The organism is Halostagnicola sp. A-GB9-2 (genome assembly GCF_030068615.1).
Classification (GTDB): Archaea; Halobacteriota; Halobacteria; order Halobacteriales; family Natrialbaceae; genus Halostagnicola.
On sequence record NZ_JASJOC010000004.1, the window covers coordinates 218,312 to 233,218 of the forward strand.

Genomic DNA, 14,907 nt, shown 5'->3' on the forward strand with positions numbered 1-14,907 from the left:
CCGTTTCCGGAAACGCGACACTGATTCGTAACAGCTGTGGCTCCTCTCGAGGTCCTGATAGCGATGACCCCTCTCGAGGGGTGTAACCACGATTTCGACGGCCGTGGTTTTGACTACGTTTCGGACAATGTCGCTCCGACTCTGCCTCGACGTAGGTCACGGCAACGCCCGTGGTGGGCGCAAGGCCTTTTTCCACCGAGGTGTCTACAACTGGTAATGAGTCAACTTCGTATCGCCGTTCTCAACGCCGCACACGAGGACGCGAACACGACGCGAAATTTTCGACGCGAACTCGACGCCTCCCTGGTGGAGTTCGACGTTAACGGCGGCGAGCTCCCCGACACGGTCGACTTCGACGGCGCGATCGTGACCGGTTCTCGCTCGTCGGTCTACTGGGACGACGAGTGGATCCTTCCGGTCAAAGAGTGGGTTAGTGAAGCAATCGACGCCGACGTACCGTTTTTGGGTATCTGTTGGGGACACCAACTCCTCGCGGACGTCCTCGGGGGAACCGTCGCCGACATGGGTGCCTACGAGATCGGTTACAGCGAGATCGAACACACCGGATCCTCGAGGCTCTTCGACGGCATCGACGGCAAGTTCACCGCCTTCACGAGTCACTCCGACGAAGTCGCCGAGCTTCCGGCGGGTGCAGAGCCCCTCGCCGAAAACGAGTACTCGAACCACGGTTTCAACAAAGGCCGCGTCTTCGGCGTTCAGTTCCATCCAGAGTACGATACGAAAACCGCACGCGAACTCGTCCACCGAAAGAAACTCTCCGACGAACGTCGCGAATCCGTCCTCTGTGAGATCACCGACGAGAACTACCAGCGAGCCTGTCAGGCGAAGCTGGTCTTCGAGAACTTCCTCGAGTACGTTCGCGACGTGCGACTCGAGGAGGGTGGCGGGAGGGCGTCTCGCGACGCCTCGGCATGAGTACGGCCGTCCCTTGATTACCGGCGGATACACAGCCTGTTTTCTCTCTCATCTTGTCGGAACCAGACGCCGAGATTGCCACCTCGAGGTCGATCCGGACGTAGTCGATGTGATCGAGGTACAAACGCCCGACGGCGAGGTTGTCCGGACCCACGACGTAGACGAGCGCGAGGTTACGGACTTCGAACTGTCAGCGGGCGATGACACCGATAGCCAGGAGCGAGACATCCTCCTGCGCGACGAAGACGGCGACATCGTTGATACCGGCAGTGCCAACACCGAATGTCGGTGGTAACTCTCCCTTCGATAGGTCGCTGATCGATTTGCGAGGCTCTCTCCCAACAGTCCATGTGTCCATCCATCGAAATCAGCGAACAGACTACCGACGTTCTCGAGGAGCTACAGGAAGACATTCGAGACGGGACGCACGATACCGAAACGAATACTCTTCGAGCGAATCGTTCGAACCGTACACGAATCGAACGAGGCCACGATCGAACTCTTTCGGGACGACTCTGATTCGTAGCCGAGCCCGATTCGTAGCTGAGCCCGACTTGAGCCGACCCGATCAGTCGGCCGCGACCTCGAGACTCGCTTCGTCTTCTTTCCCGATCGCTTCGACGATCAGTTCGGCGACGTCGACGACCTCGATGTCGTCCTCGAAGCCGCCCGTTTTGCGCCCGTCCTCGTACATCGTCATGCACATCGGACAGGCGACGACGAACTTCTCGACGCCGCTTCCCGCGTCGGTGTCCTCGAGCGCTTCCCGAATGCGCTCTTCGCTCGGTTTGGGTTCTTCTTCGAAGTCCATCCAGAGCCCGCCCCCGCCACCGCCACAACAGAACGAGTTCGAACGGTTGCGCGGCATCTCGTCGAGTTCACAGCCCGTCGCTTTGATGAGTTCTCGAGGCGCTTCGTACTCGTCGTTGTACCGCCCGAGGTGGCACGGATCGTGGTAGGTGACGGTGTAGTCGAGCTCGGTTCCGGATAGCTCGAGGTTGCCGTCGTTGACCAGCTCCTCGACGGCCTGGGTCCAGTGGAGCACGTCGATCTCGCCGTCGTCGTTCCAGAACTCGTCGTACTCGAAGGGCATGATCGGATCGTCGGCGAACTCCTCGAAGTCGACCTCCGGATATTCGTTCTCGAACGTGTTGTAGGAGTGGGGGTCCGTACAGACGATTTTATCGAACTCGCACGCTTCGAAGGATTCGACGTGGTGGCCGGCGAGTTCGATGTAGAGGAACTCCTCGCCGACTCGCCGGATGTCGTTGCCGTCGTACTTCTCGTCCTCGAAGAGGATCCCGAAGCTCACGTCGGCTTCCTCGAGGATGGTCGCGAGCGAGCGCGCGACCTGCTTGTTGCGCTCGTCGTAGCTGGGGAAGTCCCCGACGTACCAGAGGTAGTCGACTTCCTCCTCGCGAGCGTCGGTCACATCGAACTCGAGTTCATCGGCCCAGTCGCCCCGGTTTCGGGGACTGTTGCCGAAGGTGTTGCCGTCCTGCATAACGTTCTGGAAGACGTCCTGCATCGAGGAGGCGATGTCGCCCTGATCGGTCATCTGACGGTTGAGCTTGGTGAAGGAGTTCAGGTGCTCGATTTCGACCGGGCAAGCGTCCATACAGGCCATGCATGCCATGCAGGACTCCATCGTCTCGGTGTTGATCACCGAGGTGCCACCATCGGCGATTATCGGCTGCTCTTCGCCGCCAGCGTCGAGCTCCTCGCGGTACTGTTTCAGATCGAGGATGACGTTTCGCGGGTCGAGCGGGCGGTCGGAGGCTTTCGCGGGACAGACCGACGAACAGCGGCCGCACTTGGTGCAGGCGTCCTGGTCGAGGATATCTTTCCAGGTAAAGTCGTCAATATCCTCGGCGTTGGTCGCGTCGAGATCCGAGGGGACGCCGGGGAGCCGTGCGCCCGCTTTCTCGTCGCGCGTGACGACGTTCGCGAACGAGGAGATCATGTGGAACGGCTTGGCGTAGGGGATCCAGGCGATGAAAAAGAGCGCCAGCAAGGAGTGAGACCACCATGAGAGCCAGTGGAGGGTTTCGGCGTTCGCGCCGAACGCGCCCATTGCGACGTATTCCTGAGCGACGTCCGCGCCGCCGACCGTCGGGATCCCGATCGCACCAAATAGCATTGCGAGGCCGTAGCCGACAAAGCTGACGATCTCGTGTTCGGGCATCCCGGTGATATAGATACGGAACCCCTCGAGGAGGAAGCCGCCGACGCCGAGACCGAACAGCGTCCAGATGAAGATGTCGTCCTCGCTCGAGGTATGGCGATCCCAGAGGCGGTGATTTCGGACCCAGTACCGGCGATACATCGCCATGCCGATACCGACGACGAACAGCAGCCCCATCGCGTCGACCATGAACTGGTAGGCTAGGTAGAAGTCGCCTTCCCAGAAGAGGATGCCAAACAGCATGTCGGTCGCGTAGGCTTCGAAGCCGATGATGAGCGTCGCGATGAGGAGGGTCAGGAAACCCCACATAATAAAGGAGTGCATCAGTCCGCCGTAGAGATCTCTGTTGAACTGCTTCTCGTTCGAGAGGACGATCTTCGCTGCGCTCACGATTCGGTTCGGCAGGTCGTCGAGTCGAGCGAACGGATCTTCGTTCCCGCGGGTGTAGCGCGCGAATCGGCGGTACACTCCGTAGGCGAAGACGAAGAGCGTGACCGCGACGAGGAAGTAAAACAGGAGTATCTCGACGCCGTGAAGCCCAAGATACATGTCCCTCGACGCGCCCGCCTGTGCGACAATGTTCATGTTCTATCACGTGCGGGGATTCGACTTAACTCTTATCACCACGTTCGGTACCCCTACCCGATGCCCTCTTCGTAAAATGTTATTTATGTTTTGAGTTTACAACTGTGGGACGTTTCTTCCTCCTTGCGACGATATCTGGCAACAGGCTTATATAGCGTCCTATCTCCAGTGTCCACTCATGAACGAAAAAACCGAGGAACTTCGCGATCTCTTTACGAGCGTTACCGACGGTGAGGAGACCGTCACTGAGTCCCAGACGGCGAGTCGGGGCTCGCTCGAGAAAGACGAGCGAACGATCGACGAGCGCCTCGAGAACGTTGTCACCCAGATGCGCGAGCGATACGAGTTCGATACCCCGCTCACGGACGAGGAGTTGATCGACGTGGCCAAGGAGTTCTACGAGGGGACGAGTGACGAAGAGATCGCTTCGGAGCTTGATGCCACGGAAGAGAGCATCTTCGAAGCGAGGCTCTCGCTTCATCTGGTGGACGACGTCGACGCGGACGAGGTTGACCTCGTTGCGATCCGAGAACGTGATGAGGACCCAGCCACGATCGCTTCGGAGTACGACGCCAGCGAGGAGCAGATCCGACGATACCGTCGAATCGCGTCGGCTCGAGACGAATCCCGGGCGGCCAACGATCGGTACCGGGACGAGTTCGATAGCGTTCTGGCGGATTCGGATCTGACGGATCGAATGGCCAGCGACGTTCGAGAGGACGGCCTCGAGGACGCAACCGAGGGAATGGAAACCGACGTCTCGCTCTAGGACCTGCTACCCTTTTTATCGGATCGGGCGGCCAACACGGCCGTGTCCCGCGTCGCTTTCAGCGATCTCCGATCGGCCGCTTACTGTCCGCGCAAATGCTATTACGACCGTCGCCGCGACGAACGCGACCCGCCCGCGACCGTCGAACACATCCGGTCGCTCGCTTTTCGGTACGAAGCCCTGCTCGAGGCCGACGCGAACGCCCTCGCGGGCGAGCCGATCAAAACTGATCCAGACTCCTTCCGACGTGCGCTCGAGCACACCCGGTCCAAACTCGAGCGGGCGGACCGGTGGGACCCTATCTGTAACCCCGCTGCCGAATCCGTCCTCGCCACTGGACGCGACGTGCGCGGAATCGTTCACAAGGTTCTGTCGGATCCACTCGAGCCGACGCTCGTCTCAACGGGAAAGCCGCCGGAAACCGGCGTCTGGGAGTCCCAGTCGGTCCACGCCGTCGCGGCCGCGAAGGCGATCGCCTGGGAGCACGAAACGCCGGTCGAGGGCGTCTGGCTCGAGTACCCCTCATACGGCGTCGTTCGACGGCTCGAGATGACGACTCGCCGGAAGGCCCGGTACCGTCGGGTGCTTCGGACGGTTCGCGAACTCGACGGCCCTCCCGCGCGCATTCAAAACGATTCGAAGTGCGAAGCATGCGAGTACGCGGGCGAGTGTGGCGTTAGAACGCGAACGCTCCGTTCGTTGCTCGGGCTGGGATGAGAGTCTCGTGCGGTCGTACGGGTCCGTAACGCTCGGCCGACTCACCGCGTCTCGAGCCACTGCTCGATCTCGCCGGCCATCGCGCCGCGGCGGTGGATCTCCCCCGTCGAGACGTTTACGACGGTACTTTCTGTGCCCGCGGTTTCGCCGCCGTCGAGCACTACGGCCGCTCGGTCGCGGATCTCCGGGTCGAGATCCGCAACTCGCCTGGCGCTCGAGCGGCCGCTAACGTTCGCGCTCGTGGACGTGATCGGCGTCTCGGCCTTCTCACAGAGCGCCAGCGCGAGTCGGTGATCCGGAACGCGAACGCCGACGCGATCAGCACCGGCAGTGAGTTCGTCCGGGACGCTCTCTCGCCGCTGACAGAGGACGGTGACGGGGCCGGGGAGGAACGTCGCCATGAACTCCCGTTCGCGGGTGGTCGTTCGGACGTGCTCAAGCGCTGCGGGAACCGACGGTACCGCGAGGGAGACGGGGTTCGATCGATTCCGCTCTTTCGCGTCGTAAACGCGTTCGACTGCCGCGGCGTCGAGCGCGTCGGCGGCGAGGCCGTAGACGGTTTCGGTCGGGTATACGACGAGCTCGCCGCTCCGAATCGCCGTCGCGGCTCGCTCGAGAGATGACGATGACACGGTTTCGATTCGAACTCCGCTCGTCGCGGCCAAAAACGTACCGCGTCGTGGCCGACGCTTCCCTGATCTACTTCGGCGATCCGGGGGCGTGTTGCTTCAGCCGTTCGTCGTGATGGCGTTCGGAACCGTTCTCAGTATCCTCGTCTTGCTTCGGGTCGCGTTCTGTCGCCTTTTCGCGGGGAAAACCGATTCTTCCGTGGCGAACGCGCCGCCATGAACGCGTTCGAGTTGGTTCGCCGATAGGCGCTCTTCGAGTCGCTTCCGAAGATCGATCTCGGAAAACGTAGCGTTGTTCGAACGCTTCAGACGAGATCCAGCTGTTCCTCGAGGTCGTCATACTCGGGGAACTCGGGCCACTCGGTGGCGACCCAGCTGGCCTCGACGACGCCGTCCGAATCGATCGCGAAGAACGCGGTTCGGGGCTCCGAAACGCCAGCCATTCCGTCGAGGTCGTGGGCGATGCCGTACCGTTCCGCGACGCCGTTTGCCGGATCCGCGAACAGCTCGAACGGATAGTCGTTGTCCGCGATCACGCTCGAGTGTGCGTAGGGCGTCGAGGCGCTGACGCCGACGATGCGCGCGTCGCCCTCATTCCAGCCGCGCTCCGTGAGTTCGTCCCAGACGTACTTCGCGGCGTAGGAGGCGATCATCGGCGTGAAGATGAGAATCACTCGCCCCTCGTCGGTTAGTTCCGACAGCGAGCGGTCCTCCCAGAACTCGTCGTTGACGAGCGGGCGAGTGAAATCGGGTGCCTCGTCGCCGGCTTCGGGATGATCCGTCGGACCGAGTTCGACGACGTCGAAGTCCGGCATTCAGTCGTCACCCCCTGCGGCCGCGCCTTGTGCTTTTCCGTGCTCACCGTAGGTCCGCTCGAGGTACTCGACGATGTTCCCGCTTTCGGCCATCGTGACGCCCGTTTCCTCGTCGACGATAACGGGGACCGACCGGACGCCGGCGACGCGTTTGACGACGTCCCGCTCGGAGTGCATCGGTTCGACGTACCGCGAGGCGTACTCGAGGTCGTACTCCTCGAGGAGGGCAACCACGCGCTCGCAGTAGGGACAGGCCTGCAGTCGGTACAGGGTGATCGGTGATTCACTCGGTGCGCTCATGTGTCTCCGTTGGTGGAACGGGCGGGTAAACGTATCGTCGCCGGAAATCCCTCACAAAAGGATAAAGGGTTAGTCGGCAGGGTGATAATTTCCCGATAATCAATGGCGTTGTCTTCGTTCCTCGACATCTTGCTTGCCACATACGAAGTTCCAGTTGCTGGACTCGAGTTCGACCGGTCGACAGTAACGATTCTCGGGGCGCTCGCGGTCGTCGTCCTCATCGCATTATCGGGCTTTTTCTCATCCTCGGAGATCGCGATGTTCTCGCTCCCGAAACACCGCGTCGAGGGGATGGTCGAAGAAGGGGTCCCGGGCGCAGAGCTGGTGAAGTCGTTGAAGGAGGATCCACACCGCCTGCTCGTAACGATCCTCGTCGGGAACAACATCGTCAACATCGCGATGTCCTCGATCGCGACTGCGCTGCTTGGCTTCTATTTCGGCGGATTGGCTGCTGTCTTGCTGGCGACGTTTGGCATTACTGCGATCGTCTTGCTGTTCGGCGAGAGCGTTCCCAAGTCCTACGCCGTCGAGAACACCGAAACCTGGTCGGTTCGGATCTCGAAACCGCTCAAGGCAACCGAGTACCTCCTCTACCCGCTCATCGTCCTGTTCGATTATCTCACCCGTCAGGTCAACCGCATTACCGGATCTACGGGGGCGATTGAGTCCCCCTACGTGACTCGCGACGAAATCCAGGAGATGATCGAGTCCGGTGAGCGCGAGGGCGTCCTGGAGGAGGAAGAACACGAGATGCTCACGCGGATCTTCCGATTCAATAACACGATCGTCAAGGAAGTGATGACCCCTCGGCTCGATATGACGGCGGTTCCAAAGGACGCCGACATCGACGAGGCAATCGAAACCTGCATCCAAAGTGGTCACGCTCGAGTGCCGGTCTACGAAAATAGCCTCGATAACGTGTTGGGTATCGTCCACATTCGTGACCTCGTTCGCGACCTCAACTACGGCGAAACCAAGGCTAACGACCTGGAGATCGACGACCTCATCCAGCCGACGCTTCACGTTCCCGAGTCGAAAAACGTCGACGAGTTGCTCACCGAGATGCGCGAAAACCGGATGCACATGGCGATCGTCATCGACGAGTTCGGCACCACCGAGGGGCTGGTGACGATGGAGGACATGATCGAGGAGATCATCGGCGAGATTCTCGAGGGCGGCGAAGATCTCCCCGTCGAAGAAATCGACGAACGGACCGTCCTCGTCCGCGGCGAGGTCAACATTGAGGACGTTAACGAGGCCCTCGAGATCGAACTCCCCGAAGGCGAGGAGTTCGAGACCATCGCCGGTTTCATCTTCAACCGAGCGGGCCGACTCGTCGAGGAAGGCGAGGAACTCACCTACGAAGGCGTCCGGATCACCGTCGAAGATGTCGAAAACACCCGGATCATGAAGGCTCGACTCCGGAAACTCGAGGAACTGGACAAAGACGGGGAGACGCAAGCGGCTGAAGACGAGACGGAGGAGTAGGCGGGGCACAAGCGGCTGAAGACGAGACGGAGGAGCAGACGAGGCGGACGACATTCCGAGGAGCGCTCATAGGGTTGGTTGTCCCTGTTTATCGGTTTGTCGCCAGGGCGGGGCGGCGAATGGCCAGAAATGACTGACAACCGATCCTATCAGTTGTCGGCGTTGACTAACTCCTGTACTTCTCGTGCGACCGCTGGCGGAACGACGATCCGCCGCGGTCCCTGCACGTACTGACCGTCCGGTTGCGCGTACTCGAGGCTCAAGATCGCCGCGTCTCCGAGTCTGCGGATCGAGGTGTCCTCGATCAGTTCGAGTTCGATCGCCTGATCGGGGTCGTGGAGGTAGATCACTCGCTCTTCGTGATCGAGCGTGCCGACCGACCGGAGAAACGACGAGAGTGCAATCGCGACGAGTGCGAGCGGAATCGTCAGTGCCGCGAGCAACGTAAACGGACCGGCACCGAGTTCCAGCAGTTCGTTCTGCGAGACGTACCGACCGGTCGCCATCAGGGCCGCAATCGCGCCGGCCATCACGAGCATTCCGAGCGCCGCGTCGAGTGCTCGCTCGAGGCTCGTTCCGGTCGGTGCACTGACCGGGAGCCGTTCGCTCACTCGCGCGACTCGCTGTTCGGTATTACTACCGAACGCGAACGCGAGGATTGTAACGACGAGTGCGGCGAGGCCGGCGACGATGATCGATTGGCCGCCAGTCTGACCGGTCATATCGAACAGTCGCCAGAAGACGATGATGAGCGCCGCGGCGAAGAACGTCCCGACGCCGAGTGACCACAGGATACGAACGGTTCGCGACGTTGCGGCGTCCCGCCGCCACTGAATCGGTTCGGAATCGTCTACTGCCATACTGGAATTCACGGCCGTTCGTGTAAATGCCGTTCGGTATCGCGCTCGTCGCCTTCCTCTCATAGGGTCGTTCGTACCTATTTTCAGCCAGCCTGAGCGGAGAACGAGTTTTGCCGAGCGAAACCGACGACTGAGTATCTATGCCGGGAGAGAATTACGAACGACCCTATCAGAGCAACAGGATATCGATAACCCAGTAGCCGAAGAACGCGATGAGGATCGAGCCGACGAGCGAAAGAACCCACGCGAGGACCGTGTACCCCATTTTCCTCCCGCTCACTCCTCCTCCCGCCGTCGATGCAGCGTAGCCGCTTCCGATGATCGCACTTACGATAATTTCGTTAAACGAGACGGGGATGCCGTACAAAACGGCGACCTGTGCGATCGCGAACGACGGGATCAGCGCTGCGATGGACCGACGCGGGCCAAGCGAGGAGTAGTCCTGCGAGATCGCTTTGATCATCCGTGGCGCACCCGTCCACGAGCCGATCAGAAGTCCGACGCCACCCCCGAGCAATAATGCGATCAGCGGAAGTTCGAGGTCGCCGGAGATGGGTACCAGCGGCCCGATTGCGAGCCCGACCTGACTGCCGCCCGCCGAGAAGGCGACGAGGCCGCCGAGAACGAGCAAAAAGTGTCGCTCGCCGCGTTCGGTTCCCTTGTTGAGGTCGGCCCCGACAGCGACCCCCCAGAGTATCGCTATTACCAGGGTTACGCTGGCGACCGAAAGGGTCGGCGACAACGGAAGCCAGCCGCCGACCGTTTGTGCGATCGATTCTCCGCCGTCGGGTGGACCGAGGACGGCGAACTCGATGTTCGCGACGACCGCACCCACGATGGCGGCCAGCCCGACAATCAAGCGCTCTTCGCCGATCGGCTCGTCTCGCAAAATTCGTGCGATCGCGTACGCAATTCCACCACCGACGAACGGTGTCAGAATCCACATCGCGCCGATCTCCGTGTACTTCGCCCAGGCGGGGTCGCCCCCCATCGCTAGCCCGACCCCTATCACGGCTCCAGTAGAGGTAAACGCCGTCGCTATCGGGTAGCCGGCGAAGACGCCGATCGCGACCAGCGATGCCGCGATGGTGAGTGCCACTGCAGCGGCGATCGGCGACAACGTGACCCCATCGATCAGTTCGGTTCCGACGGCTTCGGAGACGTTCGCACCCTGTAACACCGCACCCGCAAACCCGAGAATCCCGACGAAGAATCCCGCTCGCATGACTGAAATTGCGTTCGCACCGACGGCTGGGGCGAACGGCGTCGACCCGCTCGAGCCCGCGCCGATCGACCAGGCCATAAAGAGTGCCGCGAGTGCAGCCACGAGAAACGTCGCGATCGTCGCGATATCGACCATTTACACGGGGTTACCAGCGGGTCCTACAAGTGTGTGCCGACCTATTGGCGACGTTAGCGTTCTCGAGCGTTGGCACCGATGAAAAGTCCGTAAGACTGTTAGTTCGTCGTCGATTTCGAGTTGTCTTCGGGCTCCGGCGGCGGCTCGGCACCTTCGATCGCTTCGGCGGCCTCCGTATCTTTCTCGGTAACGACGTGCCATCGGTCGACCTCGTCCTCGTAGGACGCAAGTGATTCCGAAACGTCGTCTTTGAGCACGTCGTCGTTGACGTTGACCTCGAAGACGAACGACTCGCCGTTGTCGTTTCCACGGGCAGACTGTTGGATGTTCGCGCTGACGAGTTCGTTGTCGAAGTAGTAGGGTGCGAGTTGTGTCATCACGTTCTGGTAGACCGTGTCCTCGACGCGGCGAAGCGCTTTTCGACTCGCAGAATCCGCCGCCCGCGCGACGTAATCGATGGATTCCTTCCAGTTGTCGACGGCGGCTTCGGCGTCGTCTTCTTCTAACTGCTCGTAGGATTCCGAGAGTTTCTCGCCAGCGGTTTTGATGTCCTCGTCGGGATCTTTACCGGCCTTTTCGCCTTTTCCTTCTTCGACGCTCGCTTGATCAGCGGTTTTCTCGCTGACGTCTCGCTCGAGCGTTTCGTGGGCTTTCGGCCGCCACTCCTCCCACTCTTCGAAGGCTCGAGCGAAGCGCGCGCCGTAGTCGTGATCGGGGTCGTGGACACCGGCGTCTCTGAGCGCGCGTGTGACTCGCTCCCCGTGCTCGACGACGGTCGACCAATCACCGCGGACTTTGAAACCCGAGATGCTCTCTTCCATTCGGTTAAGGGAGTCGTATGGCGCGAAGCGGTATAAACTTCTCCGCCGGGGGGAAATCTGCGGGTTCGTTCGTCGTCACCCGCTCGAACCGGATCGATACCATGAACTATCCGGCGGATGGCTGTACTACTATGCCGATAGACAAGCGGGACAACGCCTACGTCGTCACTCACGCACTGGCGAAAGATACGCTTTCACGCCTTCGAGACGTCGAAACCGAACAGGTCGGCTTTCGGAAAGGCCTGGTCAAACTGGGCCGTATCTGCGGCTACGAGATCATCGACGGCCGGATGGAAACCGAGTACGCCGAGATCGAAACGCCCCTCGAGCCGACGATGGGCGAGCGCGTCAAGGGACTCGACAACGTCGTCATCATCAACGTGTTGCGCGCGGCGACTCCGTTCGTCGAAGGCTTGCTGAAAGCCTTCCCTCGCGCGCGACAGGGCGTCATCAGCGCAAGCAGAGACGAAGAAGCCGGCCGGGGCGAGGACGGCTCGTTCCCGATCACGATCGACTACGTGAAACTGCCGGAGATCCACGAGGAAGATACCGTCATCGTCGCCGACCCGATGCTCGCGACGGGGAGTACGATGTGTGCCGTCCTGGACCACGTCGTCGAGAACTCCGTCGATCCGGAGCATCTCATCGTTCTCTCTGCGGTTTCTGCACCCGACGGGCTCTTGCGCGTCGACGAGGAGTTCGAGCAGGTCGATCTGCTCACCGTCTCGATTGACGACCGTTTGGACGACGACGGCTTCATCGTCCCCGGACTGGGCGATGCGGGTGACCGCGCGTTCCGAACGACCTGAGCGCTGCTTTGCGTTTTCTCCAGTGACTTCTTGGGCTGTGTCTCGAGTCGCCCTTGCTCTACCAGTTCTCCTCGCCGCAGGTGTCGATTCCGAACATGGCGTTTATCGGACACCGCTGGATGATCGCGGTCGCGAGGATATCGCTCCCGGCGATAAACGCGAGCGTGCCGATCGTCGTTTCTCGATTCCGGTACCCGTAGATCAGCAGTGTGAATCCAGCGCCGAACCGAAGCAGCCGATCGATCCCGCCGACGTTTCGGTCCATAGCTGAGTTTTGGACTCGAGACTCCTAACGGTATTCCCGTCAGCTGTCGGCACGTCACTCCCTGCTTTGTGCCTCAGGCACACACCCCCGTTTCGACTCGAGAGCGCGCACCTATCCCCGCCGTTTGAACCCTCTCGTTTCACCTCGAACCCTCGAGCCCGCTGGCGGTTCCCTAGTCAATAGTTGCAGTCGAATTGGACCTAGTCCGTTTCGCCCTCGTTCTTGCTTTCGTCTCCCGTCCCCTCGCTCTCGCCTCCGCTCAATCCCTCGCCCGGACCGCACTCGAGCGCGGGTGGCGAGTCGTGATAGTTCGAGTAGCCGTCGAACCAGCGAACGATGCGTTCGAGGCGGTCGACGACGTGGGCAGGCTCGCCGCTTCGGGAGAGTTCGTGGCCCTCTCGAGGGTAGCGAACGAGGCGGGTATCGACGCCGTATTTTTGCAGTCCGAGGTAGAACAGTTCGGCGGTGTTGGCGGGCGTTCGATAGTCCCGATCGGAGTGAATCAGGAGCGTCGGGGTCTCGACACCTTCGACGTGTGCGGCGGGCGATTGCGCCCGGAGCAATTCGGGGTCCTCCCACGGGGTCGTTCCGAAGTCGCCTTCGACGAGTTTGAACGCGTCCGTCGAGCCGTAAAATCCCGTCAGATCGTAAACGCCGCGTTGCGAGACGGCGGCCCGGAATCGATCCGTCTGGGTTACGGACCAGGCGGTCATGAAGCCGCCGAAGCTTCCGCCGGTGATGTGGGTGTCGTTCTCGTCGACGTACCCGCGTTCACAGACTTCGTCGACGCCGGCGAGAATATCGGCCAGCGTCACGTCGCCCCAGTCGCGTTCGATCGCTGCCGCATGCTCTTGCCCGTAGCCGGTCGACCCTCGAGGGTTACACCAGAAGACGACGTAGCCGCTGGCGGCAAGCGCCTGAAACTCGTACCACATCGTCCCCGAGGTGGTCCACTGGACGTGCGGGCCGCCGTGGATTTCGACGGCGAGCGGGTAGGTTTCGTCCTCGTCGAACTTGGGCGGGGTGAGCACCCACCCCTGGATCGTCCCCGCGTCGCTGTCGATCCACAATTCTTCGGGCTGAGAGACGGCGCGGTCGGTGAGATACTCGTCGTTGGCGCGAGTCAGCCGCGTAGTCTCGTTGCCACCTCGAGTCGTCACGAAGACATCTCCGGGGTGGTCCCACTCGCTCTGGACGAACGCGATGGCGTCCGGGCCGACAGAAAAGTCTTCAACGGTAACGCCCTCGCCGTAGACCGGCTCTGGCGGCTCGCTCGCGTCTCCGGGTGCCGAATAGCAGACGACGGACCCCTCGTCGGGGACGGTAAAGTACAGCAACTCACCGTCGGGCCCCCACTCAACGTGGCCGTCGTGAGCGAGATCTCGATCGAGCGATTCCGTCGGCGTCGTCTCTGTTCCCGTCTCCCGATCGTGGACCCGAATTTGGGTCTGGGCCAGCGTGAGTCGTTCTTCGGGGGTGGAGGGGTAGGCGATCCGTCCATCTTCGGTCGCCCACAGCGAGCCGACCCAGCCGGTCGTCTCCGTGAACGCCGCCGATTCGCCCGACTCGAGGTCGCACTCGAGCAGTTCGAAGGTGACCGAGTCGTCCGGCGCTCGGTCGTCCTCGGTCACCTTTCTCGCGTAGTAGATCGTCCCGCTGTCTCCCCACGTCGGCCCGACGAAATCGTCGTCCCCGTCGGTGATCCGTTCGATTGGCTCCGAGTCGGTACCGTCGTCCTCACCTCGGCCTGGGCCACCGACCTGGTTCTCGTTTGCAGTTCCCACTCCGTCCTCGAGCGCCGCGGCGACATCGAGTACGTACACGTGCGCCCGCTTGCCGTCGAGGTACTGCGTTCCGGCCCGGTAGATCATCCGGTCGATCACGCGCGGATCGGGCGACTCCGGTTCATAGTCGGGTTCGGCCTCGAGATCGCGACCTTCCTCGCGGTCTTCGTCCGTGACCTGCTGGGCGAACAGGATTTTCGTCCCGTCTGGACTCCACTCGACGTTCGAAACGCCGCCGACGACGTCCGTCACCTGTCTCGCCTCGCCGCCGTCGGTTGGAAGGACCCACAACTGCGGCCGGTCGTCGTCCGCGCCTCGAGTGCTGACGAACGCGATATATTCGCCGTCGGGGCTCCAGCGCGGCTGGCTATCGACGCCTTCGGCGACGGTGAACTGCCTCGAGCCGTCCCCGCCGAGGGGGACGACGTGAATCGTCGCCTCGTAGTTCTCCTCGTTGGCTGGAACTTTTTCGACGTAGGCAACGCGTTCGCTATCGGGCGAAATCTGGGGGCTCTCGACCCGCGTCAGGTCGTAGTAACCGTCGGCGGCGATCGTTTTCATGCTACGTGACACCTCGTCGCGAG

Annotated in this window: 15 protein-coding genes; 6 read left to right on the plus strand and 9 right to left on the minus strand. The window is 61.4% G+C overall.

Annotated features, from left to right (window positions below):
- The first annotated feature begins 216 nt into the window (after positions 1-216).
- A complete protein-coding gene (locus tag QNM96_RS12180; RefSeq protein ID WP_283836659.1) occupies positions 217-936 on the plus strand; it encodes a type 1 glutamine amidotransferase in 720 nt (239 codons plus the stop codon).
- A gap of 109 nt (positions 937-1,045) precedes the next feature.
- Complete coding sequence (locus tag QNM96_RS12185) at positions 1,046-1,231, plus strand: hypothetical protein (protein WP_283836660.1); 186 nt, start codon at positions 1,046-1,048, stop codon at positions 1,229-1,231.
- A 273-nt stretch (positions 1,232-1,504) separates the two neighbouring features.
- On the opposite strand, the gene QNM96_RS12190 is transcribed toward QNM96_RS12185, so the two are convergent.
- Positions 1,505-3,706: a heterodisulfide reductase-related iron-sulfur binding cluster gene (locus tag QNM96_RS12190; RefSeq protein WP_283836661.1), complete on the minus strand. Its 2,202-nt coding sequence runs from the start codon at positions 3,704-3,706 to the stop codon at positions 1,505-1,507.
- Positions 3,707-3,884: 178 nt separating this feature from the next.
- Between QNM96_RS12190 and QNM96_RS12195 the strand changes: the two genes are divergently transcribed.
- The gene (locus QNM96_RS12195; protein WP_283836662.1) at positions 3,885-4,475 is read left to right on the plus strand and encodes a conditioned medium-induced protein 4; all 591 of its coding nucleotides are present in this window, start codon (positions 3,885-3,887) and stop codon (positions 4,473-4,475) included.
- Between the two features lie 42 nt (positions 4,476-4,517).
- Positions 4,518-5,192 (plus strand): hypothetical protein, encoded by a 675-nt coding sequence (locus tag QNM96_RS12200; RefSeq protein ID WP_283836663.1) that lies wholly within the window; start codon positions 4,518-4,520, stop codon positions 5,190-5,192.
- A 41-nt stretch (positions 5,193-5,233) separates the two neighbouring features.
- Here the strand turns inward: QNM96_RS12200 and QNM96_RS12205 are convergent, their stop codons facing one another.
- The 3 genes from QNM96_RS12205 to QNM96_RS12215 form a co-directional block, all read right to left on the minus strand.
- Complete coding sequence (locus QNM96_RS12205; RefSeq protein ID WP_283836664.1) at positions 5,234-5,824, minus strand: L-threonylcarbamoyladenylate synthase; 591 nt, start codon at positions 5,822-5,824, stop codon at positions 5,234-5,236.
- A gap of 302 nt (positions 5,825-6,126) precedes the next feature.
- Positions 6,127-6,636 carry a redoxin domain-containing protein gene (locus tag QNM96_RS12210; RefSeq protein WP_283836665.1) on the minus strand — a complete coding sequence of 170 codons (510 nt, stop codon included), beginning with the start codon at positions 6,634-6,636 and terminating at the stop codon, positions 6,127-6,129.
- The gene (locus QNM96_RS12215; protein ID WP_283836666.1) at positions 6,637-6,936 is read right to left on the minus strand and encodes a glutathione S-transferase N-terminal domain-containing protein; all 300 of its coding nucleotides are present in this window, start codon (positions 6,934-6,936) and stop codon (positions 6,637-6,639) included.
- A gap of 102 nt (positions 6,937-7,038) precedes the next feature.
- Here QNM96_RS12215 and QNM96_RS12220 point away from each other — a divergent pair, with 102 nt between their 5' ends.
- The gene (locus QNM96_RS12220; protein ID WP_283836667.1) at positions 7,039-8,424 is read left to right on the plus strand and encodes a hemolysin family protein; all 1,386 of its coding nucleotides are present in this window, start codon (positions 7,039-7,041) and stop codon (positions 8,422-8,424) included.
- Between the two features lie 149 nt (positions 8,425-8,573).
- On the opposite strand, the gene QNM96_RS12225 is transcribed toward QNM96_RS12220, so the two are convergent.
- From QNM96_RS12225 to QNM96_RS12235, 3 genes are all read right to left on the minus strand, one after another.
- A complete protein-coding gene (locus QNM96_RS12225; RefSeq protein ID WP_283836668.1) occupies positions 8,574-9,284 on the minus strand; it encodes a hypothetical protein in 711 nt (236 codons plus the stop codon).
- Between the two features lie 169 nt (positions 9,285-9,453).
- A complete protein-coding gene (locus QNM96_RS12230) occupies positions 9,454-10,644 on the minus strand; it encodes an anion permease (protein WP_283836669.1) in 1,191 nt (396 codons plus the stop codon).
- 98 nt (positions 10,645-10,742) lie between these two features.
- Positions 10,743-11,465: a DUF5828 family protein gene (locus QNM96_RS12235; protein WP_283836670.1), complete on the minus strand. Its 723-nt coding sequence runs from the start codon at positions 11,463-11,465 to the stop codon at positions 10,743-10,745.
- A 131-nt stretch (positions 11,466-11,596) separates the two neighbouring features.
- Here QNM96_RS12235 and upp point away from each other — a divergent pair, with 131 nt between their 5' ends.
- Positions 11,597-12,274, plus strand: a complete 678-nt coding sequence (upp, locus tag QNM96_RS12240) for a uracil phosphoribosyltransferase (protein WP_283836671.1) — start codon at positions 11,597-11,599, stop codon at positions 12,272-12,274.
- Positions 12,275-12,332: 58 nt separating this feature from the next.
- Here the strand turns inward: upp and QNM96_RS12245 are convergent, their stop codons facing one another.
- Positions 12,333-12,539: a DUF2892 domain-containing protein gene (locus tag QNM96_RS12245; RefSeq protein WP_283836672.1), complete on the minus strand. Its 207-nt coding sequence runs from the start codon at positions 12,537-12,539 to the stop codon at positions 12,333-12,335.
- Positions 12,540-12,739: 200 nt separating this feature from the next.
- Positions 12,740-14,884, minus strand: coding sequence for a S9 family peptidase (locus tag QNM96_RS12250; protein ID WP_283836673.1), 2,145 nt, complete (start codon positions 14,882-14,884; stop codon positions 12,740-12,742).
- Positions 14,885-14,907 lie beyond the last annotated feature (23 nt).

What these genes read in the sequence shown, in the direction of transcription:
- QNM96_RS12180 (WP_283836659.1), top strand. Translation starts at nt 217, where the DNA reads ATGAGTCAACTTCGTATCGCCGTTCTCAACGCCGCACACGAGGACGCG.
- QNM96_RS12190 (WP_283836661.1), bottom strand. Translation starts at nt 3,706, where the DNA reads ATGAACATTGTCGCACAGGCGGGCGCGTCGAGGGACATGTATCTTGGG.
- QNM96_RS12195 (WP_283836662.1), top strand. Translation starts at nt 3,885, where the DNA reads ATGAACGAAAAAACCGAGGAACTTCGCGATCTCTTTACGAGCGTTACC.
- QNM96_RS12210 (WP_283836665.1), bottom strand. Translation starts at nt 6,636, where the DNA reads ATGCCGGACTTCGACGTCGTCGAACTCGGTCCGACGGATCATCCCGAA.
- QNM96_RS12215 (WP_283836666.1), bottom strand. Translation starts at nt 6,936, where the DNA reads ATGAGCGCACCGAGTGAATCACCGATCACCCTGTACCGACTGCAGGCC.
- QNM96_RS12220 (WP_283836667.1), top strand. Translation starts at nt 7,039, where the DNA reads ATGGCGTTGTCTTCGTTCCTCGACATCTTGCTTGCCACATACGAAGTT.
- QNM96_RS12225 (WP_283836668.1), bottom strand. Translation starts at nt 9,284, where the DNA reads ATGGCAGTAGACGATTCCGAACCGATTCAGTGGCGGCGGGACGCCGCA.
- QNM96_RS12230 (WP_283836669.1), bottom strand. Translation starts at nt 10,644, where the DNA reads ATGGTCGATATCGCGACGATCGCGACGTTTCTCGTGGCTGCACTCGCG.
- QNM96_RS12235 (WP_283836670.1), bottom strand. Translation starts at nt 11,465, where the DNA reads ATGGAAGAGAGCATCTCGGGTTTCAAAGTCCGCGGTGATTGGTCGACC.
- upp (WP_283836671.1), top strand. Translation starts at nt 11,597, where the DNA reads ATGCCGATAGACAAGCGGGACAACGCCTACGTCGTCACTCACGCACTG.
- QNM96_RS12245 (WP_283836672.1), bottom strand. Translation starts at nt 12,539, where the DNA reads ATGGACCGAAACGTCGGCGGGATCGATCGGCTGCTTCGGTTCGGCGCT.
- QNM96_RS12250 (WP_283836673.1), bottom strand. Translation starts at nt 14,884, where the DNA reads ATGAAAACGATCGCCGCCGACGGTTACTACGACCTGACGCGGGTCGAG.